Below are 23,331 nucleotides of genomic sequence, written 5' to 3' on the forward strand. Positions count from 1 at the left end.
CTGCTGGACCTGTCGCTCCTGTTGCTCCTGCTGGACCTATCTCTCCTGTTGGACCTGCTGGACCTGTCGCTCCTGTTGCTCCTGCTGGACCTGTCGCTCCTGTTGGACCTGCTGGACCTGTCGCTCCTGTTGCTCCTGCTGGACCTGTCACTCCTGTTGCTCCTGCTGGACCTGTCACTCCTGTTGCTCCTGCTGGACCTGTCGCTCCTGTTGCTCCTGCGGGGCCTGTCGCTCCTGTTGCTCCTGCGGGGCCTGCCACTCCTGTTGCTCCTGCGGGGCCTGCCGCTCCTGTTGCTCCTGCTGGACCTGTCGCTCCTGTTGCTCCTGCTGGACCTGTCGCTCCTGCAGGGCCTGTTGCTCCTGTTGGACCTGTAACCCCTGTAGCACTTATATATTCTATTATAAGGGTAGGCCAATTAGGAACAATGCCATCGTCATATCCTCTAAATCCCATCAAGCTGGTTTGATTTTCAAAGGTAGTAAGCAGAATTCCATTATTAGGAAATTCTCCTGTATACCAATTTTCTACAAGTCCTGTCAAATCCAAATAGATGTAATTACCTACAAGATTGTCTGCTAAGTTTGTTTCATATACGTATCCGCCTGAGGCTGGCTGTGTATTCCAAGTCACCGTATTTTGTGAAAAACTAGTTAGTAATCCTTGTGCCGTCAATGGTTGTATACCTGGAGCTATCTTTTGAAAAAATAACAGCCTTAATGTAGCATCTGTAATAATAGATCCTGGTGGAATTGCGCTGATGTCAAAATTTAAAAGACTTCTAAATACATCATTTGGCGTATTTGATCGTCCCACAAAAAGATTCTCTTGTGGACCAAAGTTCTGATTTGGCTGCAATTGTGATACAATCGTTGCGTCTATAGGGGTTAAGAGTAGTGTTGGCATAGCATCCTCTCCTTTCCATTTCATACTATGTGGATAAGCTGCTATGGTTACATAATTTTAAATATAATTTAATACAAAAGGACAGCAGTAAAAATAAGGGGAATGGTTCTAATTGACCTTTAACGGCTATACCTTCTTCGATATTAAGCTCACTAAATATGTAATGTCGTGACAACAAGGGGGCGGTTAATAATTCTGTAGGTTTGGAATGGGAGGATCCCCAATCTGAAGAATAGATTCACTTTTAAATTAGAAAAGCTAAAATAAAGGTCAACAGATTTTGTCTGTTGACCTTTATTATTTAAAATTCAGTTTTGTTTATCACCAGCACTGCAAAATGAAAACCTTAAACAATACTACCAAATATATGGTTGATAAATTAAGGACTACTTATGGCACGGTTCACCATACCGTTGAACTAGAAGTGTTTATAAGCCAAACAAAGAGTGCGTAAATTATTTATATAACTATATCAGAGACAGTATACCGATCCCCTCAAATCTGTTTAAATAAGTATTCACTTACTAAATTTCAGCTGTCCTAATTATTTTTTTGCTTTCTTAACCGCTAATAGGCGATCCGCAATATTGACATTTATCAACATTTCCTTTTGCAATTTTATTGTTTGCACCACAACCCTTACATGTAACAACAATCATTTCTAAACTAGAATTTAAATTAACCTTTTCACTTGTATCTATATTATATGCTTTTTGCTCTTTAGGTAAAATAATCTCTTTAGATGTCTCATTAATATATGCACCAGCGAAGTATCCCCTATTAATCATTTTTTGCAGATCTTTTTTAGCAACTTCATATGATGTAGGTATAGCTGCTGCGATATTATCAATAGACGTTTCTTCATTGTTTACAATAATCGCTATGTATTTTTTAAATTTTTCTGCACTTTTCTTTACCTCTCTACCAAGAAAAATCAATGCACCACCTGCAACTATAAAAAATATAATCATGTACACATCGTCACTGCCAATACCTTCTGACAGACTGACTAAGAGCCCAAGACCTGCAATCGCAATGCTTATCCAACCAATTATATTAATTATATTTCCTGAAATCATTGCAACCTTTTTATCAATAGTAGTTCTCTTCCAAATTAAAAATATCCCAACTGGCCAAAATACTATTGTTGCAATGATAATTACTGGCCACGAAAGCCACCAGGATATTTGGGGATCTTTAAACAATTCATCATTTTTAGTATTATAATTGAGATTATTTCCTCCCATTTCTCTTTCTCCTCCTCTTTTTTATTTTAATGGGATATTTTTAAAATGCCCCTCGTTTTGATTGCAGTGTTAGCATATTTCTCTCTTTAATCATTGAAATAATCTTATCAGCGTACTGCTCCATTGTAATTTCCTTTACTTCCTCGTTCTTTAGATAGTCGGATAATATAATTATTTCATTATTAATTTCTTTATCTAGAGCTATATCCGTAGCAATTTTATCACTACTTCTCAATGTTTCATATAACTCGTCAAGATACTGTCTATATGGCTGAAACTTTATGTCATTCTTAAGGGAAAAGATAATATTTTCTCCATTCTGCAACCAATCTCTTCTATTCACATTTTCTTTACTAGAGCTTTGAACATTTGATGATGCTACAAATAAACTTATACAAATAATAGCTGCAATACCCATTATTATAATCTGCGTTGTAATAAATGCACCTAGATTATCAGTGAATATTCTTTTAAAGCACAAGAAAATTAGTGTAGTTAGTATCCAATAGCCACTTAATGTTGTAATCATACCTGCCCTAACAAAAGCAGTTTTCATATAGATATTATTTATCGAGAGTAGAATCAACCCTGTAAACAGAGCAAACTCAGAAATCAACACAAAAACCAAGCCTGTATAATCAAAGATTGTTCTCTCATTTTGTGAGAATCCCACGAAAAAAAACACTAATGTAATAGCTAGTATTATCAAGCATATTGTAATATTTGCAACTAATCTTTTACTCGTTTCCATCTAACCCCTCCTTATTGCAAAGAAATTTCTATATTTTGTTACCACACTCTGGACAAAACTTGGGAGTGCCTTTTATTTCAACATTACAATTTGAACATCTTTTTATTAGACTTATTCCACACTCTGGGCAAAATTTCATTTTTTCTTTTAATAAAGTACCACAGTTAGCACATGGCTTTGGCATTAAGCTTCCACATTTATGGCAATTATCGGCACCCATCTTGACATCTTCTTTACATTCTGGACAAGGGTTATATGGGGTGCCACATTCTGGACAGAATTTTACAGTTTCATCATATTTATAATTACAATTACTACATGTAATTTCTTTTTTATCTTTCGCATTTCCAGCATAATATCCACATTCACTACAAAACTTCTTTTCTATTTCTATAATGGCATTACATTTTGGACAATTTTTTGTTTTAGTTGTAGTATTTATGTTTTCTGCTATTCCACTAAATTGAGAGCCAATAATGCCTCCCATGCCGACTCCCATTCCCAAACCAATCCCAGCACCCATTAGTCCAGTCTGGCTTGAGCCAGGGTTAGTCGCAGCTCCTTCTAAAGTATCAAAGGATCGTTCTTGAGCATAGTTATATCCTATAATATCCATTTCAGCTCGTTTTGCTAAAGCTTCTTTTAGTTTTTTTACAGTAGAGTCATCTTCAGGAATATTTATGTCATTTACATAGAAATTTACGAGCTTTATTCCATACTCTGACATTATAGGGATCATATTTTCCTTTATATGCTCAGATAATTCAATAAGGTATGCATTTATCTCCAGAACACTTATTTTTTTATGTACTAGATAAGAAGATATAGTATCTTTTGCCTTTGTGAGATACAATCCTCTAAAAAAGTTTAGTAGATTATCTTTATCAAATACAGGAAGCGTACCAACTAATTTCATCAAAAATCTTCTTGAATCCTCAATCTGGATTCCAAATTGTCCAAATGATCTAAGCGTAACAAATATGTTGTATTTAGGATCTTGGAGCTGAATTGGCGAAGGTGTCCCCCATTTTACATCCAGAGAGAAAATTTTATTTATATACCAAACCTCCGCAGCAAAAGGTGAACGCCCGCCAAAAGGAAGATTGATTATGTTATTTAAAAGTGGAATATTTGCAGTTTCCAAAGTATGTCTTCCAGCTGGAAATAAATCTAGTGCTTGCCCGCCCTTAAACAAAATAGCCTCCTGTGACTCATTGACAATAAGCTGTGTCCAAGTTCCAAGCTCTTCACTCGGATATTTCCATGCGAATACATCGGGATTACCATTATATTTTACAACCTCAATTATTGCCATTATAAACACCTCTTTTTTAAATTCGTTATTTTTTAAATTTACAAACGCTTATAACTTGAACAAATAGTGATTTGATATTACTATTTATTTTTTATTCAACCTTGTTTGAATCTATGTGATTTTTTATCAAATTTTTATCGCATTATGTATTTCATCTTTACATTTTTTCCTTTAATCTTTTCAACATAGTTTCTGTTTTTTCCTTTACAAATTTAAACTTTTCCGCAAATTTTCAACCGCGAAATTCGACATAAATACATATACCTCTTCAATAGATATTTTAATGACGATGAGTCAATTCTGAATAATCTCTTTGGTATGTCTAAAAGTCGTCTCCAGAATACTCCAACCCAACTATAGGAAAGTGAATACATTATGCGACAAGGGGATGGTTCCGTTTTGTCGCTAAATATGCATTTCATTTAATAAGGCAGGATCAACCATGCTTTTTCTATTGCATATAATGTATCTTGCGTAATGGTAAGAGAATATCTACTTCTATGAAGGGTATTTGTGGATAGTAGAGAAGTAATAAATTATAAGGTTTTAAGGCGCTATTGTAGAACATAGAAAATAAGGATAATTTATTTTTGAGGGGGAAAACAATTATGAACAGAATTGAAATTTTAAGAAAACATATCGATGAAATACTTCTAAATATAATAGATGTGGAAGAACGCCGATGTGCTTATGTGCATTTATATGGTGTGGCTCAATTTTGTACATTAATTGCACTAAAGCGAGGAGAAAACACTGAACTTGCAACAATGGCTGGTATGCTTCACGATATATATTCATACGCTAAAATGGATACAAAAGACCATGCTCATAAAGGTGCCATCTTGGCAAAGGAAATATTGACATCATTGCGGATAACAAATGATGATGAAACTAAAATGATTTGTGACGCTATTTATACCCACAGTGCAAAAGAAGGCGTTCACTCTAGTTTTAATGAAGTTTTAATAGATGCAGATGTATTTCAGCACTGCTTATATAACCCTATGTTTGAAATCAAAGATCATGAAAGAAGCAGGTACGAAAAACTTAAACTTGAATTTGGTATTGAGTGAAATTATGAAATGCGACAGGGGAGAAATTCTATTTCGTCGCTAAATATGTGTTTATGAAAAAATAATGAGTAGGCAAACACCTACTCATTTGTTATTAAATTGCCTTTTGTATAATTTGCTTCTATTACAATAGAATGTCTGCTCTGCGTAAAGGCATAAAAAATACGGCAGGCTTTAACCTGCCATATCGATATATACTTAGTCTATTGCTTTAATTGATTCTGCAGTAGCTTGAACAGGATTAGACTCTTGTACTTCTCCCGTAAAGATGACTTCGACCATACTTCCCTTACCCATCATATCTTCTGATGAATGTCCCATACTTTCATGCTGCAAAAATATAGTATCCTCAGTAATTTTAATATTAGCCTTATCGTACTCAGTATCTGCTTCCTTTTTACCTTCGACATATATGCTTTCTACTTTGTAATTGCTATCAAGGACAACTTTCTTTATTTCTCCTCTAATCCCAATCTTTTTCTCACTAACATTAGTAGCCTTACTACATCCAAGAGTTCCCAAAACCAGAGATACAGCTAGAAATAAAAACAACAGTTTTTTCATAATTTAACCCCCATATTTTTAAATTATTTAAAATGTTTCAAATATAGATGAATTATATCTAGCTCAAAAGCAAAAGTCAATTATAACCATGGGTGATTAACACAGAATTTTTACCCAAAATGAATAAGCCGAGAACTTAAGTCCCGACATTGTTATCACGAAATGTGTATTTAATCTACACCAATAACGCTCTTTTCACTTTGTGTGTCCAAGTTATTGGTGTAAATCCACTCTTATATAAATTAACGCGCCGTCACTCAGAACCTTTAAACTTTAAAAGAAAAAACCGCCCTATCTTGGCGGTTTAATATTCAGCGTTATGTATTATCTAGTTTGATCTTCATGGAAGTTTTCAATAACCTTTTTATATTGCTCATACCATGTTTTCCATTGACTTTCACGGGATTCGAGTGTCTTCTCATTCAACAATGCGTTAATTACATCCAAGCATACATGCCATCCGGCAAGATCTTTTGAAAGATGATCTGTAAATTTGCTAATCTTTTCAATTAAGATCAGTCGACAGCCATCGGACTCTGGATATAGCTCAAATCGCACACGATCATTACCCCATGTATATTCCAAAACGGAATATGCTTTAAGTTCAATAATCTTAAGTTCCTCAAACGTGCCATCTCCCATATCAAATCGAATAGTTCCCCCTTCCCGAAGATCGTCAACCTGCAACTCAGAAAACCACTTCGATAGCTTATCATTTTCCGTCAATGAAGACCATACTTTCTCAACTGAGTGTTTAAAGTGACGTTCAAAACGAGCAATATACCCGTCTTGGACTTGTTGTAAAACAGCTAACATGTCATACCTCCCCAATAATAAGATAGTTACTTTTACTAAGCCAAGCTACTAGTCATCTTCGTCAAGATGCTTTGCTAGGTCATCCAGTTTATTCGACCAAAATTTTCGATAAGGCTCAAACCAATCATGAACTTCCTGCAAAGGTTTTGCGTTCAAACGATACATATGGCTTTGTCCATCTTTTCGTAAAATAACGAGATTTGATTCTCGAAGAATCCGTAGATGCTTCGAGATACCAGGTTGGCTTAATGATAATAAAGCGACAAGTTCCCCAACAGAGCGCTCTTTAATACGCAAACAGTCAAGGATTTTTCTTCTATTTGGCTCCGCCAATACTTCAAATAGATTATTTGTATTCATATTATTATATTACCAGTCAGTTATATTTCCGTCAAGGAATATGATGAACACATGCAAGTATGATTCGTCATATTCAATAGAGATGGTTAATTTAATCCATCTTACTTTTCAGAGACTTTATAGTCCATTATTTGTTTTGGTAATTTGGATATAGTCCACCTATTACCACTGTGAAATCAAAGAAGTTTTCGCATACCTTGCAAAACTCCCCCTTAACCGATAAATCTCTCTTAGCATTTCATTTAACACATATATCTGATAAGTTCTAGAGCGCTACACTTTCTATAAATAACGATAAGTGCTCTAGAAGATTATATTCTGATTTTGAACTTCTTACGATAGGTCTCGACGGCAGTTCCTTGTTTTGTCTAATAACAATTCCGTCTTCACCGTTATTCAATTTTACTGGTAAACCGGTAGGATATACATAAATAGATTTTCTAAATGCTTCATATATCTGCTGATCGAATTTTATATTGACTAAAGCCTGGATACTTTCAAAGCAAGTATTTGGCGTCAAGCTTTTTTGGCTTAACATGTTCTCATAAAAGTTGCATAAGCTTAGTATTTTAATCAGCTCATTTTGATTTTGCATCGCTAACTTCTGCGGTCCTTGTCCATCGATGGTCTCATGATGGAATCTTACTAGGTTATATACAAAAACTGAATGCGTTTTTGTCTTTAAAAAATTATATCCTAACTGTTCATGTCCTACATTGGTTCCACTGTTCTTCATGATTTTACCGATATCATGCAATAAGCTTGCCTTTGCGAGCAATTCAATTTTATCCATACCAAGTCCAGAGTTAATGCCAGTAACAATACACAGTAAGCAAACATTTAAAGAATGTTGTGCAATGTCATAGCCTGATGCTCTCGTACCGATAGGAATGCTAACTGGTTCATTATTTATTTCTGGTATGATACTTAACCGAATAAGCTTACCAAGTTCAAACTCATCAAAAAAGTTCTGTTTAGCAATTTTTTCGTAAATTATATTTAGCTTAAGTAAAATTTCAGCTCTTTTGTCTTCATTGATGGTTTCTTGTAATGTAATATCTGAATTCTCATCCTCTACATAAATAGCATTCATCCCATAATTTTTTAATCTTTCAAGCAGTTTTTCAGATATCTCTGTGCTGCCATTAACTAATTTTTTACCATCAACAGTCTTAATAGCTATGCTTAATTTCTCTCCTATTAATTGTTTATTTAGCTTTGCTAATCTCATAAATCTTTATCACAGTATTAAAACTGTAATATCCACCTCCTATAAACTTGATTATTAAATATAAAAATAAAACACCTATGAAAATCATAGGTGCCTAATCAGTTAACACTATAGCAAGCAGCTAATAAGGAAGTTTAACAGTTTTGGCAACCTGGCAATCATAGAAAAATCTTTCCGTAGACCCATGGCTTTGCGTCCTTATCTTTCAATAAGTTTGCCTTTATCAATGATATATAAACTTTGTGCTATATCGATATATTTTTTATATTCCGCCATTCACTTTTTAAGCAAAAATTAACCAAATAAAAGATGACTAGAATCAAGTCCATTATAATTGACAGTATTTTTGGGGCATATAAATTTTGGACATATAAATCGTCCTCTTTTTTGTTTATTAGAGATTACGTAAATACTATTAATTTTGGGTCCCCCGAAACAGCTTTTAAATAATTTTGATTAAAGGTTTTGCATTTTCAAAGTTCTGTATTCTAACAATACGTATCATTAAATTCGAGCATCATAGTTCAAAAGTCCTATGCTTGGTCAACTCATAATTTAAAAATACTCTAATACAATGCGGCAAAGGAGTGGTTCCACTCTGTCGTTAAATATGCATTTATTATAATCACTAGAAAAAAGCTATGCATATCATAGCTTTTCTTTTTTTATACCGCTATAATTGTATTAACGATTAAATAAAGAAGGTGATGCTATGCAAACCGCTGCCTTATATATCAGAGTAAGTACAGACGAACAAACAGAGTACAGCCCGGTTGCCCAGAAAAAAGCGTTACTGGAATACGCTAAGAAAAATAGAATCCTTGTACCTTCTGAATATATTTTTATTGATGAAGGTATCTCAGGCCGTAAAGCAGAAAAAAGACCGGCTTTTATGGAAATGATCAAGTTGGCCAAAAGGAAACCAAAACCTTTTGATATGATTTTGGTTCATAAGTTTGACCGTTTTTCTCGTTCTAGAGAGGATAGCGTTGTATATAAATCTCTTCTTAGGAAAGATTGTGGAATTAAAGTAATAAGCATTACAGAGCAGATTGAGGACGACAAGTTTTCCATTATTCTAGAATCTATGTTGGAAGCCATGGCAGAGTATTACTCCCTTAACCTATCAGATGAGGTTAAGAAAGGCATGACTGAGAAAGCAAAGCGCGGTGGATTACAAACAGGGGCTCCTTACGGTTATGAAGTGATAGAAAAAGGTAAACTTTCGGTAGTAGAAAGCGAAGCCAAAATAGTACAATACATGTTTGATCAGTTTTTGAAACATAACGAGAGCTTCTATAGGATTGCAAAGAAAATCAATGAAATGGGCGCTTCTACAAAGAGAGGTAAATCCTTTGACAATAGGGGTGTCGAGTATATTTTAAGAAATCCTGTGTATATTGGAAAGCTACGCTGGACACCCACTGGCAGTATGAAAAGAGATTTTGACAATGAAAACACGCTAGTTATCGATGCAGATCATGAGCCGATTATCAGCCTTGATACGTTTGAATCTGTGCAAGAAAAGATACTATCCAGGGCAAGATTTCAAAAACCTAAACAAAGACCTTTAGACGAATGCAAGCACTGGCTATCGGGTTTAGTTAGATGCAGTAATTGCGATTCCACGTTAGTTTATACTACAACAAAAGCGCCTACCTTCCAGTGTCGTGGATACGCTGGCGGAAGGTGTGACATATCCCATAGTATCACAGTTAAAAAAATTGAACATGCCATCCTGAACGGTTTGCTTGAATTTATGGAAAGCGTAGAAATGAAAAACTATAACATTAGGACCAATAGAAACGCTGATCTCGAAATTGAGTCTCTTAAAAAGCAATTGGATAAGATAAGTACCAAACTTGAAAGGGCAAAACAAGCCTTCCTATCTGCAGTAGATACTATTGAAGAATATAAAGCCACTAAGGAGCTTTTACAAAATGAAGAGTTTCAAATAAAGGCAAGAATAGATGAGCTAGTGAGTAGTCAAAATGAAAGGAACGTTGATGAGCACAAAGCGAAGGTTAATTTGGTTTATAACGTCTTGATTTCAGAAGATGTTCCCATGATCGAGAAACAAAAGTCTATCAGAACTATTATTTCAGAGATAGTTTATAATAAGTCCAATGATGATTTAGAAATCGAGTATTGCCTATAAAAACATATCATATCCTGTTGCAATAGGGACCACCTAATTGAGTCATGATATATTGGGCAGTTTTTGGGTCTTTACATGAAATTTTAACGGGATATTCCAATTTTTTTTCATAGATCCACATATGCAATTATTCCCCCTCTAGTATTGAATTTCCCAAGGCCAAGGTCCTTCAACCCATTTCCATGGGTATTGGCTTTGAGAACACCCGAAATTCTTCAAAGGACCATATAAGCTCTCATATTGAGTTTTTAACATCATTAACCGATGGGTATATGTGTTGTAATCCATAAGGGCTTTTTGATCCATTGGATGGGTATCTAAATATAAGTTTAGGTCTACACAAGCAAATTCAAGTTCCTGCATTCTTTTTAACATCTCTGCTCTCTCTTTATTCATGAAATTCCCCCCCTATCCTTTATAATCTTCATCATAATAGTATGGTGGCCAAGGTTTTACCAGCTCTGGGAATAGGGTACCTACTTGTAATGCCATGGGCAATGGATACTTAAGCATATACATTTGGTAAGGTACATAAGCCCTGGCAAGCATATATCTCAACTGTTCTATTTCAGCTGGAACAGGATGATGTTCATAGGTTTGATCTAGATATTTCAAGTGCGCTTCCCCCTTTTATATTATTTCTATCTTGCAATACCATCATATTCAAAAAAAGAAATTTAGAAACTTATTCGTAGAAATTTTGCAGGAGTTACCCCTCAACAATAACAGAAGCTGCCTGATCACTTCAGACAGCTTTCATTTTAGCATTCTTTTATTTCTTACGGGAACTCATGTCAATCTGTTGGTCCTTCCATGGCTCTTGTATAAATCTCCCTAGATTCTTTTTTGTATTCATTGAGCTTCCGTAGATTGATAATCCACAGATATAGAACAAATGGAAAGAATAACGCCATTAGAACAGGAATCTTAGCCATCAGAATAAAGTCAAAGATTCCATGCAGTATCACTGGAATAGATAATGCTCTGCGAAGAAAATGCTTTCTTGATGATTCATCTTTGGCGAATCTTGATAAAGATAGATAATATCCCATGGTTACGCCAAATAGCATATGGGCAGGTACAGACAAAATTCCCCGGTATAAACCCACATAAGGATTGGCTGCAAATCGAAATACTACATACATGATGTTTTCAATTGTTGCAAATCCAAGAGCAGCGTATACTGCATATATGATCCCATCCAGCTTCTCATCGAAAGCCCTATGGTAATAGGCGGTTCTCAATACCACACTTCTCTTAAAGAATTCTTCTGTAAAACCTGCCACAATAAATGCAGTATAGGCAGCAGACAGTACACCTCCAAAAATGTTAAAAGATAATAAAAAACGTTCGACAATAGCAGTGGGAATTACTGATAAAGCACCTAAGAAAAATACCTTCATCAATAGATGTAGGGGCTCACGATCATATCGGTCCGTCAAATATGCTGCCAAAGCCAATGCAAGTCCTGGAGAAATTGCGATAATAAATAACCTTGTAATCACATGATCATCCTCTCTTTTCTCAACTAGTCATAGTATTTGTATGTGAAAGAAATATTAAAATAGGTTATTATTTACAATCATTTTGCTTTCTCTTTATTTCCCCATCTATGATAAAAAATCCTTTACTTTCCCGTGTAATTTCTGAAAAAATACGGATAATAAATCTATATAGGTAAGGAGGTTTTGCAGATGGACGAAAGAAGAATCTACGCTAGCTACGTAAATAATACTGATGTAAATGGCTATATTAGTGAGTTAATTCATGAGGACAAACAAGTTCATGGAGACAAAGAAAAAAATAAGAAAAATGGGCAATCAAAAAAGGTAATGTTTTGCAGTGATTGTATCAATGATGACCTCACTAGCCTAGATATTACAGTTTAATCATCTCTATGTCAAATGGTGAGATTTACTTCTCACCATTTTTATTTTTATTCCTCAATTCTGATCACATGAAGCTTTTCAAATCCTTCAAATATAATGCTTAGCAGAATGGAAACAATCGTTGCAAGGGCCATGCCCTTTAATTCCAGATTACCAATATTCACATGGATCCCGCTTAGACCGATCACCAGTACTGCTGAGGTTAAAACTAAATTTTTAGAATTACTATAATCCACCTTTTCTTCCACTAACATGCGAATACCCGAAGAAGCGATAACTCCAAACAATAGTAATGATACGCCTCCCATAACTGGCGTAGGAATGGTCTGAATAGCTGCCGTCAGTTTTCCAATAAAGGATAATAAAATTGAGAAAATAGCAGCTCCGCCAATCACCCAAACGCTATAAACACCAGTAATCGCCATTACCCCAATATTCTCCCCATAGGTGGTAGTGGGCACAGACCCAAAAAATCCTGATAATGTGGTTGAAATTCCATCCCCCAGCATCGTGCGGTGCAACCCTGGATCCTTTTTTAAATCATGACCTACAATATTGCTTGTCACAATCAAGTGACCAATATGTTCCGATATAACGACGAGGGTTGCAGGCAGAATAATCAAAATAGCATCCCATTGAAAAATCGGCCGATAAAATTCAGGCATTTGAAGCCAATCGGCTTTGGCTACTGCACTAAAATCTACAATTCCCATAAAAATTGAAAGTACATATCCTGAAATAATTCCAATAAGAATAGGGATTGCAGATAAAAAACCTCTAAAGGTCACTGATCCTATCGTTACGATCAAAAATGTGATAATAGATACAGTAATTACCTTGGTATCTATCGTTTCCCCTGTAAATCCGGCCATTTCTGCAGCAACAGGTGCCAGTTCAAGGCCAATGATCGCAACGATGGCGCCCATGGCTGCAGGTGGAAAGACCACATCCATCCATTTTGTACCCATGGTTCCGATGATAATGGCAACCACTGAGAAAACAACTCCTGAAACAATGAAACCGCCTAACACTGTATTATATCCATATTTCCCCATGATGACCAGAGCAGGAGAAATAAACGCAAAGCTTGAGCCCAGAAACGCAGGAACCTTCTTCTTTGTGATAAAAATAAACAGTAAAGTTCCAATACCATTGAATAATAATACAATAGCTGGGTTGATTTTAAAAATGGCAGGTACTAGTACGGAAGCGCCAAACATAGCAAATAAATGCTGTATACTTAGTGGCAAGGCTTCCCAAAAAGGTAGTTTTTCTTCTACATCAATCTTTCTTCTTTTCATATATGCCCTCCTATTTTCCGTTATCATCCTCATCTTATTTTGACCCTAATGGCTTATAATTATGAGAGTCCATTGGGGCTAGCCAATGGACTCTCATAGTCAATATCTCTCGTTGATATAGTTTTCAATAATTGATTTTCTCTTTCCTTCCAGCCAAACGCCCTCTTCCTTTAAGCGTTCCATCAGCCAGGGGTTTTTTGAATGAAATACTACATTTTCATAGTCCTTTAAAACGATCTCAAAGAGCTTGTCCTTTAAATTCTCTGATTTCACTTTGATATAATACGCCTCTACCTTATAAAAATCTAAATATTCTAGAAGCTTTAGCGTGGACTTATCTTTTTGTTGATAGAAATAATTGGCCTCTTCCAGCATTTTTTTAGCAATATTGGGATGTTTTTGAATGAGCTTTGCATCCTTGGATCGCATGTAGTTGTATTTTGCCAACATATTATAGTACTGATAGTTGTAGATTCCTTTTTCAAAGGAATCAATTCTCTGATACGGTTTGAGGTTTAGGCTTTGTATGAAAGCATAATGTTCTTCAATAAACTCTCTTTTTGTAATATCCCCTTTTTTGAACTGTCGGAACAGAGACTCCCGATGTTTAAAGAACTTGTCAAACACATTTTCTTGAATACGATAGTTCAATGTAAACACACCCGATTTCATCTAGTCTATGCTTATAGCTTGCGGTGAAGTTCTTTATATTATGTATTATCCGTTACAACTATGCAAAGCGTTCTCCATTTTCATAATAAGATTTTTCTTGCAACACATGAAAAAACACTTCTACACTGCTATATCCCATTTCATGCACGATCCGAGTAATCTCTCTGGCCACTTTGTCTTGAACGTCTTGACCTCTATCAAACCAAGCAACTTCTATAAAAGGATCGCCCGGCACAATACTTCCATCACAAATAAAAGTGGAAGGCATCCATTCAATGGTAAAATATTCCCGCGGACATCCAACAATCTTTTCTAGGACATCCACTAGTTCCTTACTAGCATTACAAACTTTTTCCAAGTCAACGCCTCTCATCTTAATCTGGGGCATGTAATCCACCTCCTTTTTATTATTGTATCCTTAAAACTATCAAAAGCAAAGGAAAATATGATATACTTACATGCATAAACGAATGCTTTTATGAACTATCAATGGATAGATTGAACATATATAAGGAGGTTTTGACTTTGTCTAGATTTCAAGGAAAGGTTGTCATTATTACCGGAGGTGCTCAAGGAATCGGCATGGCTATCTCCAGATTTTTTGCCCAGGAAGGTGCTTTGGTGGTGATTGCAGATATTGATCAGGACGCCGCCAGGGAAAATGAAACATATATTCTTCAGCAGGGAGGGAAATGCATATCCATTGCCACCGATGTAGCTTGTGAAACATCAGTGGTTCAACTTATGGATACCGTCGGTCAAAAATATGGTCACATTGATATCTTAGTCAATAACGCTGCTGTGCCTTTTAGCAAGGATATCGAAACTCGTACCATGGATGAATGGCATCATACCCTGGCTGTTAATCTTACAGGGCCCTATATGGCTGTCAAGTATGGCTTGCCTTACATGAAAAATATTGAAGCATCCATTATCAATATCGCATCTACACGCGCTCTAATGTCTGAACCAAATACAGAGCCTTACTCTGCATCTAAAGGTGGTCTTTTGTCACTTACCCATTCCTTAGCTATCAGTCTAGGAAAGTATGGCATTCGTGTTAATGCCATTAGTCCCGGTTGGATCGATGTGAGCGCTTATGGAAAAGAAGGAACCCGCCAACAGGCGCTATTGTCTGATCAAGACCACAAGCAGCATCCTGCAGGAAGAGTGGGCAGACCTGAAGATATTGCAAAGGCATGTCTCTTCTTATGCTCTGAAGATGCTTCCTTCATCACAGGAACCAATTTGACCATCGATGGTGGAATGACGGTAAAAATGATTTATGAAGAATAATGTTCTTGGGGTCTTTTTACCCAAGACCTTATTCAAAATTACTCACAATATAACTGATATTTTGATTTCGCTTTCTTATATCGCTGTCATATTGGATCAAATCCTTCACCCCAGGGATTTCCATCATCAACTTCCAACCGTGGTATATGCCTTCTACAAACTCTTTTCTTAATTCATCCATTTTGTTTAACAAAGGACATTGGTGAATCTGTTCCCTCTCCACTACCAGAGATAATTTATTTCCCTCCAAATGAGGTTCAAAAGGATAGGTTCTGCATTGTATTGGCCTTAAGTCCCGGATACAACCATCATTTTTATCACAATGGAAGTAATATAAATATTTCACCTTAGGGGGTATATAATAATGCTTGCTGGTATGCTTTTCAAAACGAAATCTTCTTTCTAGAGGTGTATCCTTATAGACACTTTCATATTCGTGGGGCATTAAATAAATACCGATCTCCTCTCCATCCTCGGTAAAATTTCTACAGCAATGGCTGTTACAAAGAAGACCACAATCCTCTTCAATCACTTTTTCATTCATATATGCATAGGCTTTTTTATAAATTTCCTTATAGTCCATTCGATCTCCTCCAGCCTTTTATTTACTTCTTGATTATACAATAAAAGGGGTTCCATTTCATGTTTAAATGAGTGTATTATAATTATTCTTTTCTTTATTGCGTAATAGAAGAAATATAAATAATATTTCCTAAGAAATAGTCAAGATATATAAAGAGAGAAAGACTGCCTCCAGCATATAGCCAGAGGCAGTCTTTGAGAAAAGGGAGTATGGTACGTATTTCCTATATAATGCCCTTTTGGGCAGAAACTAGCTCACATGAATATTATATTTACTAAATATATTCTTTATCTTTTCCATGAGTTCCGGTGTGGGAGATTGAACATCTTGAAGTTCGTAATTCAATCCAAGGCTTTCCCATTTGTGAACTCCCATGGCATGATAGGGCAATAATTCAACCTTTTCTACATTTTTTAGTCCTTGAATGAACTGACATAGTTTTTCTATATCCTGATCATCATCGGTATAGCCTGGAACAACTACGTGTCGAATCCATACAGGAATGTTCTTTTCTTCTAGGATTTTAGCAAATTTTAATATTTTCTCATTGCTAACCCCAGTGAGTCGTCGATGCTTCTCATCATCGATATGTTTTATATCTAAAAGAACCATATCTGTGAAAGGAAGGAATTGTTCAGCCTTCGTTTCATCACAATAACCTGACGTATCCAGGCAAGTGTGAATTTCCTCCTCCTTACAGCTTCTCAATAGAGCTGTTAGAAAATCATGCTGCATGGTAGGCTCTCCACCAGATACTGTGATTCCACCCTTTGAGAAGCGAAAGTATGGCTTATATCTTCTCACATCCTCCATGATCGCATCTACGGTCATGCTTTCTCCAACGCCGCCATTCCAAGTGTCACAATTATGGCAATACTTGCATCGGAGAGGACAACCAGCTAGGAATAATATATATCTTATGCCAGGTCCATCCACAGTCCCGCAGGTCTCAACAGAATGAACTTTTCCTTGTACTGCCATATCTATCACCCCAACAATGTTACATCATTTCATGGAAAGTACGATTGATTACATCTATTTGTTGTTCTCTTGTTAATTTTATGAAGTTTACAGCATATCCAGAAACCCGAACGGTAAGCTGCGGATACTTCTCTGGATGCTCCATGGCATCTAACAGCGTCTCTTTATCAAATACATTTACATTGATATGGTGTCCAGATTGTGAGAAATAGCCATCTAGCAGTCCTGCCATGTTGGCAACTTGTGCATCCTTTGTTTTACCAAGGGCTGCCGGTATGATGGAGAAGGTGTAAGAAATACCGTCTTGGCTATGCTCGTATGGCAGCTTTGCCACAGAGTTCATAGATGCAATAGCACCTTTTTTATCTCTCTTGTGCATTGGGTTTGCTCCTGGTGCAAATGGCTCCCCTGCTTTCCTACCATCTGGCGTATTTCCAGTCTTCTTCCCATAAACAACATTAGAAGTAATGGTCAATACACTCATCGTAGGTACAGCGTTTCTGTATGTGCCGCATTTTCTTAATTTGTTCATGAACCTTTTTACAATATCCTTGGCAATTTCATCAGCGCTTGGATCATCGTTGCCATAAGCAGGGTACTCGCCTTCTACGATATAGTCTACAGCCAATCCATCTTCATTTCTCACCACTTTTACCTTTGCATGTTTAATGGCTGATAGAGAATCGGCTACTAAAGATAATCCTGCTATACCGCAAGCCATCGTTCTTAATACATCTCGATCATGAAGTGCCATCTCGATTCTCTCATAAGCATATTTGTCATGCATATAGTGAATGACGTTCAGCGTATTTACATAAAGCTTTGCCAGCCAATCCATCAATGTGTCGAATTTATTCATTACTTCATCATAATTCAAATATTCTGAAGTAATTGGTTCAAATTTTGGTGCAACTTGTTCTTTAAGCTTCTCATCTACACCTCCATTGATGGCATAGAGCAATGCTTTCGCCAGGTTTGCCCTTGCACCAAAGAACTGCATCTGTTTACCAATTCTCATGGCGGATACGCAGCATGCGATGCCATAATCATCACCCCAGTATGGTCTCATCAGATCATCATTCTCATACTGAATAGAGGATGTGTCAATAGATACCTTGGCACAATACTTTTTGAAGTTCTCCGGTAGATTTACAGACCAAAGAACCGTTAAATTTGGCTCTGGTGCAGCACCTAAATTGTATAATGTATGCAGCATTCTATAAGAGCTTTTCGTTACAAGGCTTCTTCCATCGACAGCTACACCACCAATGCACTCAGTCACCCAAGTTGGATCACCACTGAATAATTCATTGTAATCAGGTGTTCTTAAGAATCTTACCATTCTTAGTTTCATGACAAAATGGTCCATCATCTCTTGTATTTCAGACTCTGTATATACTCCATTTTTCAAATCTCTTTCCATATATATGTCTAAGAAGGTAGACACACGTCCAATACTCATAGCCGCACCATTTTGTTCCTTAACCGCTGCTAAATAAGCGAAATATAACCATTGGATAGCTTCCTTCGTATCCACCGCTGGTTCAGAAATATCAAATCCGTAGGTTGCCGCCATCTCCTTTAACTCTTTTAGTGCTTTGATTTGTTCTTGGATTTCTTCCCTTAATCGAATAACATCCTCAGACATGAAATCTACTTCTAACGAATCCAGTTGTGCCTTTTTATCTTCGATGAGCATGTTTACACCATATAGTGCTACTCTTCTGTAGTCACCAATAATACGCCCTCTGCCGTAAGCATCTGGAAGCCCTGTGATCACACCCGTTTTTCTAGCCAATTTCATTTCAGGAGTGTATACATCAAAAACACCTTGGTTATGCGTTTTTCTATATTTTGTAAACAATTCATTGATTTGAGGATTCAATTTGTAGCCATAGGCGTCGCAAGCATCCTTTACCATCTTAATGCCACCATAAGGCTGTACTGCTCTTTTTAGGGGAGCATCGGTCTGGAAACCGACAATCGTCTCTAATTCCTTCTCAATATATCCTGGGCCATGGGATACTATGTTTGCAATTACATCTGTATCGACATCTAATGTCCCATTTTTAGTTCTTTCTTGCTTGAATAATTCCAATACTTTATTCCAAAGCTTTTTCGTTTTTTCTGTAGGTTCAACCAAAAAGCTGTCGTCTCCATCATAAGGCCTATAGTTCTTTAAAATAAAATCTCTTACATTAATTTCTTCTTTCCAATTTCCTTGCTTAAACCCATTCCAACCTTTCACTGCGATCACTCCTTGTATTTGATATTTCTTTCAGTAACTTTCTTATAATGCGTTTAAGTACTTTTCTAGCCTTCCTTTGCTGGTTATCTTTATTCTATGATAAAAAACTGTCCGATACTGTGATATGAATCACAGTAATTGAAATTATTTCTCAATGTATACAATATACTGTGTTTTTTATTATCATACAATAACTTTTATCCAATTGCAATACCTTCCTACATTTTCGAAATCTTTTAAACTATCCACTTTTCTTTTTCTCCAAACAAAAAGACCGCCTGGGCTCTATGCCCAGGCGGTCGGCTTTTCTCTATCACACTCCCCGTGGTTTATTCCACTTCCGCCAGTCGTGTGATTTCATTATATTTATTATAGAATAATCTTTCTTTTCAATCAAGAGAAAAATACATCTATCATTGTAATGTCCTTCCTATTTTGATAATTGATTGTACGATAAGCTTACAGTTCTCTTTTTATAAATAAAAAAGGCACACTACATGTGCTTCGCTAGGGGAACCTAGTTCCCCTTCGACGGCTGCAAAGCAGCCTGAGCACCCCTGCTTTTTTTATAGTATAAGAAAGTATACTTTCTTATACTATAAAAAAACTGCTGATTTTCATCAACAGTTCTACATTTCCTTAATTTGATTCAAAATATCGTTAAGGAGTCCCTTATATTTATCTAATTCAAGCTCCAGGGTACTAATTTTATCCTTTAAGCGTTTTGCTTCTTCTAATAAAGCTGTGTTTCCTATGATATTATCATTTCCTGTAGCAGGCATACTTAATATTTTTTCAAGAATTTTTAAAATGCTTTCTCCATAACCGGTTCCAGGGACTGCCCATTTTCCATTTAGATCTGTAACAGTTGGTGCCGTACCCAATAATCCTGCATTTTGCAAAACAACATATCTTGGATCAACCACAGGTTGCTTCAATGCCACTTTTGTGGCATACCCCTTCAGATGTTGTATATGGGCCCTGACACCAATCCTTGGGGTTGGGAAACTGGCACCCTCACCTTTCTTGTTTCCATTTAGCGCTCCTAAACCAGCATAATTATTTTGTTCAGGAGTCACAATACCGCCGTATCGAAAGAAACCTGTTTCCTTCAGCGCCTGGGCAAAGGCAATATCTCCCCTTACGCCTTCTATGTTTCCCTCTTCTAAGTAATAGTTAATCAAAGCATCTACAGAGCAATTGATCTTAGGAGAGGCATTGATGGAAAGTAAGTACTGCTTCATTTGACCGTGGGTTGCCACAGCCTTGCCCAATATTTCTATCTTGTTCTGGATTCTGTTTAACAGCAAGACTTTGTCTAAGGAAGAACCCGGACATGTTTTCGAGGAATGTTCTCGATGAAAAATAAGATTTTTTGTTTTAAAAATAGTAAATAATCCTCTAACCAACTTAACCATTGCTTCATATTGCACACCTTCAAAGGTTTCCTGTCCCTTATCAAAATTCCCAATCATTTCAATAGCAAAAGCTTTTTGGTTATGACCTGTAATGCTGGCTGGCATTTGATTCACATCTCTGCCATCCCAAATCAGCCCGTCTGGAGACACTGTAACATGCTGACCAATATCCTGCCATCCTAATGTTTCCGTATGGTACCGCCACATGCCATAGATAACCTGCTCCTTGTTGCTAGCCAACTGATAGCTCTTTTTTGTTGGTTTCCACGTATGATGCAAGTGAATATCCTTGATTTCTCGGGTAATTTTTATACTCCTTAAGTACGTCAGATAACTTTCTACCGTATAACTTTGAAACTTTCTCATTTTTACACCCCCTCATAATTAAATATGCGGAGTTATTCAAAATGATATTTAATTTAATAATTTTTTGATAAAAATCATGATTTATCTCTACGAGCTACCTGAAAATGCATTTTCGCCTTTTCCTTTATGGGCATTGGTGCTTGTAGTTGCTCCTTTGCATGTTCCATCTCTCTCTGTATTTCATCCCTACATCTTGGGCAGTATTTATGATTGGCGGAAAGCAGCAAGCAACCACATCTTTTGCATTCAATATTGATAAGATTATTCTCAATTTCAATCAGTCGACCATCACGTACAAAATTATTGACCACATGGTAAGGAATCCCTGTTTCTAACTCAATCTCAAAGGCAGTGGCACCTGGATATTCCTTCAGGTACGCTCTGATCTTTTCAAAAACCTCATCGATAATACGAAAGCAGTCTGGGCAATAATCATGGAGTGATCTCTCATCAATGGCTTTTTTGCATTTTTTACAAGTTCTCACAACGATATTACTATAATTTTTTCTTGTCATCTTCTCACCCCCATATATACTTACCTTCCCATTGTATACAAATGTTTAGGCCCCTTGCTTTGCAATTATTTCCTTTAATCCATTATACAATACTATCCGCATAGAGGCTTGAGTAAATTTGCATTATTTTATAGGTATCTTTTCCTATTTTTGATACAGTTTGGCATCCCTTCATTCATTCAGAATCCTTATGGGTGAAAAAGCAATATAGTCACAGGAGCTTAATATATATTCGATTCCATTTATCATTCCTTGAAGTGCATACTCATGGGATTCACTGCCATGAAGGTGCCCATAAATCACCTTATCCACTCCGTAATCCTCATAAATCTGTGTGAAACCAGAAGACTCCAATTTATCATTGGTTGGGGGATAGTGGGTCATGACAATGATCCTACTAAAGCCCTTTTTTCTCGCTCCATCCAAAGAAAGCTTCAGTCTTTGAAGCTCTCGCTGATAAACTTTTTCATCTTGGGCTTCAAACTTATTTTCATTTGGACAAATCCAACCTCGCGTACCGCAAATAGCATACTCTTTATATTCGTAAAAATTATTTTGCAAAAAAGACATATCTTCGAAAAGAAGATTTAGCTTTGTTACAGAGCTCCACCAATAATCATGGTTTCCTCGTAGGAGAATCTTTTTCCCTTTGAGCTCGTGAATCCACTCTAAATCAACTCTTGCCTGCTCCATATTCATTGCCCAGGAAACATCTCCAGGGATTAATACGGTATCTTCATCAGTAATCAAACGCTGCCAGTTTTCCTTTATTTTTTCGTGATGACGTAGCCATTGTTCCCCAAAGATATCCATGGGCTTATCGACTCCACCACTTAAATGCAAATCACCAATTGCATATAACGCCATATGTTCACCAACTTTTTCTTTCTTTAGTCTTATTATGTATCTTCTTGCTTTCCATTATTGCATAGAAACTTTGTATACTTATCTTACCATAGGAAGAAATAATGGAATACTGAAAATTAAACATTTATTTTTTCCAACTTTAAGATAAAATAATATAGAACAGAAATAAAGCTTGGGAGTGATTTTATGGCAAAGATAACGTGGAAACCCGGCACGATGGTTTATCCTGTGCCGGCAGTTTTAGTAACTTGCGGAGATGCTGAAGAAAATTATAATATTATTACCGTTGCATGGACAGGCACTGTATGCTCTGACCCTGCCATGACCTACATATCTATTCGACCTGAACGCCATTCCTATGAAGCGATCAACCGAACAAAGGAGTTTGTCATCAATCTAGCTACAGAGGATTTGGTAAAAGCTACGGATTTTTGTGGCGTAAAATCGGGCAGAGATATCAACAAGTTTAAAGAAATGCGGCTTACTCCAGAAAAGGCTAGCAAGGTAAGTGCGCCATTAATCAAAGAAAGTCCTATTAATATCGAATGCAAAGTAACCAAGGTACTAGAACTCGGCACCCATCATATGTTTCTTGCCAAGGTTGTGGCTGTAAATGTAGACGATCAGTATATGGATGATAAGAACAAGTTCCATTTGGATTGGGCCAACCCTATTTGCTATTCTCATGGGCAATATTACGGACTAAAAAAATCACTGGGAGGCTTTGGCTTCTCCGTCGCAAAGAAGAAAAAAAGAAAAAGATAGCAACCAAAATA

Annotated in this window: 25 protein-coding genes and 2 riboswitches; of the genes, 5 read left to right on the forward strand and 20 right to left on the reverse strand. The window is 36.5% G+C overall.

Features of this window, described 5'->3' with window-relative positions; translation table 11 throughout:
• From HNQ80_RS18555 to HNQ80_RS18570, 4 genes are all read right to left on the reverse strand, one after another.
• A partial coding sequence (locus HNQ80_RS18555; RefSeq protein WP_184312179.1) for a DNRLRE domain-containing protein occupies positions 1-904 on the reverse strand: 904 nt, incomplete at its 3' end.
• 560 nt (positions 905-1,464) lie between these two features.
• Positions 1,465-2,151, reverse strand: a complete 687-nt coding sequence (locus HNQ80_RS18560; RefSeq protein ID WP_184312180.1) for a hypothetical protein — start codon at positions 2,149-2,151, stop codon at positions 1,465-1,467.
• Between the two features lie 40 nt (positions 2,152-2,191).
• Positions 2,192-2,902: a hypothetical protein gene (locus HNQ80_RS18565; RefSeq protein WP_184312181.1), complete on the reverse strand. Its 711-nt coding sequence runs from the start codon at positions 2,900-2,902 to the stop codon at positions 2,192-2,194.
• Between the two features lie 28 nt (positions 2,903-2,930).
• A complete protein-coding gene (locus HNQ80_RS18570) occupies positions 2,931-4,217 on the reverse strand; it encodes an SPFH domain-containing protein (RefSeq protein ID WP_184312182.1) in 1,287 nt (428 codons plus the stop codon).
• Positions 4,218-4,825: 608 nt separating this feature from the next.
• On the opposite strand from HNQ80_RS18570, the gene HNQ80_RS18575 reads away from it, so the two are divergent.
• Positions 4,826-5,290: an HD domain-containing protein gene (locus HNQ80_RS18575; protein WP_184312183.1), complete on the forward strand. Its 465-nt coding sequence runs from the start codon at positions 4,826-4,828 to the stop codon at positions 5,288-5,290.
• Between the two features lie 198 nt (positions 5,291-5,488).
• Here the strand turns inward: HNQ80_RS18575 and HNQ80_RS18580 are convergent, their stop codons facing one another.
• The 4 genes from HNQ80_RS18580 to HNQ80_RS18595 form a co-directional block, all read right to left on the reverse strand.
• Positions 5,489-5,854, reverse strand: a complete 366-nt coding sequence (locus tag HNQ80_RS18580; protein WP_184312184.1) for a DUF3221 domain-containing protein — start codon at positions 5,852-5,854, stop codon at positions 5,489-5,491.
• A 324-nt stretch (positions 5,855-6,178) separates the two neighbouring features.
• Positions 6,179-6,670 (reverse strand): SRPBCC family protein, encoded by a 492-nt coding sequence (locus HNQ80_RS18585; protein ID WP_184312185.1) that lies wholly within the window; start codon positions 6,668-6,670, stop codon positions 6,179-6,181.
• Between the two features lie 48 nt (positions 6,671-6,718).
• A complete protein-coding gene (locus HNQ80_RS18590) occupies positions 6,719-7,030 on the reverse strand; it encodes an ArsR/SmtB family transcription factor (RefSeq protein WP_184312186.1) in 312 nt (103 codons plus the stop codon).
• Positions 7,031-7,295: 265 nt separating this feature from the next.
• Positions 7,296-8,261: an HD-GYP domain-containing protein gene (locus HNQ80_RS18595; protein ID WP_184312187.1), complete on the reverse strand. Its 966-nt coding sequence runs from the start codon at positions 8,259-8,261 to the stop codon at positions 7,296-7,298.
• 142 nt (positions 8,262-8,403) lie between these two features.
• Positions 8,404-8,490: riboswitch (cyclic di-GMP riboswitch) on the reverse strand.
• Positions 8,491-8,973: 483 nt separating this feature from the next.
• Between HNQ80_RS18595 and HNQ80_RS18600 the strand changes: the two genes are divergently transcribed.
• Positions 8,974-10,419, forward strand: coding sequence for a recombinase family protein (locus HNQ80_RS18600; protein WP_184312188.1), 1,446 nt, complete (start codon positions 8,974-8,976; stop codon positions 10,417-10,419).
• A 138-nt stretch (positions 10,420-10,557) separates the two neighbouring features.
• On the opposite strand, the gene HNQ80_RS18610 is transcribed toward HNQ80_RS18600, so the two are convergent.
• The 3 genes from HNQ80_RS18610 to HNQ80_RS18620 form a co-directional block, all read right to left on the reverse strand.
• Positions 10,558-10,815, reverse strand: coding sequence for a spore coat protein CotJB (locus HNQ80_RS18610; protein WP_184312190.1), 258 nt, complete (start codon positions 10,813-10,815; stop codon positions 10,558-10,560).
• Positions 10,816-10,827: 12 nt separating this feature from the next.
• Positions 10,828-11,034: a spore coat associated protein CotJA gene (locus HNQ80_RS18615; RefSeq protein ID WP_243183396.1), complete on the reverse strand. Its 207-nt coding sequence runs from the start codon at positions 11,032-11,034 to the stop codon at positions 10,828-10,830.
• Between the two features lie 179 nt (positions 11,035-11,213).
• On the reverse strand, positions 11,214-11,924 hold the full coding sequence (locus HNQ80_RS18620; protein WP_184312191.1) for a PrsW family intramembrane metalloprotease: 711 nt from the start codon (positions 11,922-11,924) through the stop codon (positions 11,214-11,216).
• A 189-nt stretch (positions 11,925-12,113) separates the two neighbouring features.
• Between HNQ80_RS18620 and HNQ80_RS18625 the strand changes: the two genes are divergently transcribed.
• Positions 12,114-12,308, forward strand: coding sequence for a PHD finger domain-containing protein (locus HNQ80_RS18625; RefSeq protein ID WP_184312192.1), 195 nt, complete (start codon positions 12,114-12,116; stop codon positions 12,306-12,308).
• Positions 12,309-12,355: 47 nt separating this feature from the next.
• On the opposite strand, the gene uraA is transcribed toward HNQ80_RS18625, so the two are convergent.
• From uraA to HNQ80_RS18640, 3 genes are all read right to left on the reverse strand, one after another.
• Positions 12,356-13,609 carry a uracil permease gene (uraA, locus tag HNQ80_RS18630; protein ID WP_184312193.1) on the reverse strand — a complete coding sequence of 418 codons (1,254 nt, stop codon included), beginning with the start codon at positions 13,607-13,609 and terminating at the stop codon, positions 12,356-12,358.
• A gap of 99 nt (positions 13,610-13,708) precedes the next feature.
• Positions 13,709-14,260, reverse strand: a complete 552-nt coding sequence (locus HNQ80_RS18635) for a DUF6648 family protein (RefSeq protein ID WP_243183398.1) — start codon at positions 14,258-14,260, stop codon at positions 13,709-13,711.
• Between the two features lie 79 nt (positions 14,261-14,339).
• Positions 14,340-14,669, reverse strand: coding sequence for a DUF1904 domain-containing protein (locus tag HNQ80_RS18640; protein WP_184312195.1), 330 nt, complete (start codon positions 14,667-14,669; stop codon positions 14,340-14,342).
• Between the two features lie 137 nt (positions 14,670-14,806).
• Here HNQ80_RS18640 and HNQ80_RS18645 point away from each other — a divergent pair, with 137 nt between their 5' ends.
• The gene (locus tag HNQ80_RS18645) at positions 14,807-15,577 is read left to right on the forward strand and encodes an SDR family oxidoreductase (RefSeq protein WP_207727092.1); all 771 of its coding nucleotides are present in this window, start codon (positions 14,807-14,809) and stop codon (positions 15,575-15,577) included.
• Between the two features lie 28 nt (positions 15,578-15,605).
• Here HNQ80_RS18645 and HNQ80_RS18650 read toward each other — a convergent pair whose 3' ends face one another.
• The 6 genes from HNQ80_RS18650 to HNQ80_RS18675 form a co-directional block, all read right to left on the reverse strand.
• The gene (locus HNQ80_RS18650) at positions 15,606-16,160 is read right to left on the reverse strand and encodes a hypothetical protein (protein ID WP_184312197.1); all 555 of its coding nucleotides are present in this window, start codon (positions 16,158-16,160) and stop codon (positions 15,606-15,608) included.
• 249 nt (positions 16,161-16,409) lie between these two features.
• Positions 16,410-17,141, reverse strand: coding sequence for a pyruvate formate-lyase-activating protein (gene pflA, locus HNQ80_RS18655; RefSeq protein ID WP_184312198.1), 732 nt, complete (start codon positions 17,139-17,141; stop codon positions 16,410-16,412).
• A gap of 19 nt (positions 17,142-17,160) precedes the next feature.
• On the reverse strand, positions 17,161-19,389 hold the full coding sequence (pflB, locus tag HNQ80_RS18660; RefSeq protein WP_184312199.1) for a formate C-acetyltransferase: 2,229 nt from the start codon (positions 19,387-19,389) through the stop codon (positions 17,161-17,163).
• Between the two features lie 282 nt (positions 19,390-19,671).
• Positions 19,672-19,750, reverse strand: a riboswitch (ZMP/ZTP riboswitch).
• Positions 19,751-20,018: 268 nt separating this feature from the next.
• Positions 20,019-21,173: an N-acetylmuramoyl-L-alanine amidase gene (locus HNQ80_RS18665; RefSeq protein ID WP_243183399.1), complete on the reverse strand. Its 1,155-nt coding sequence runs from the start codon at positions 21,171-21,173 to the stop codon at positions 20,019-20,021.
• A gap of 74 nt (positions 21,174-21,247) precedes the next feature.
• Positions 21,248-21,688 carry a hypothetical protein gene (locus tag HNQ80_RS18670; protein WP_184312200.1) on the reverse strand — a complete coding sequence of 147 codons (441 nt, stop codon included), beginning with the start codon at positions 21,686-21,688 and terminating at the stop codon, positions 21,248-21,250.
• A gap of 171 nt (positions 21,689-21,859) precedes the next feature.
• Positions 21,860-22,555, reverse strand: a complete 696-nt coding sequence (locus HNQ80_RS18675; RefSeq protein ID WP_184312201.1) for a metallophosphoesterase — start codon at positions 22,553-22,555, stop codon at positions 21,860-21,862.
• A 186-nt stretch (positions 22,556-22,741) separates the two neighbouring features.
• Here HNQ80_RS18675 and HNQ80_RS18680 point away from each other — a divergent pair, with 186 nt between their 5' ends.
• Positions 22,742-23,320 (forward strand): flavin reductase family protein, encoded by a 579-nt coding sequence (locus HNQ80_RS18680; protein WP_184312202.1) that lies wholly within the window; start codon positions 22,742-22,744, stop codon positions 23,318-23,320.
• Positions 23,321-23,331: the final 11 nt, after the last annotated feature.

The sequence above is a fragment of the Anaerosolibacter carboniphilus genome, assembly GCF_014205875.1.
In the GTDB taxonomy this organism is placed as follows: Bacteria; Bacillota; Clostridia; order Peptostreptococcales; family Thermotaleaceae; genus Anaerosolibacter; species Anaerosolibacter carboniphilus.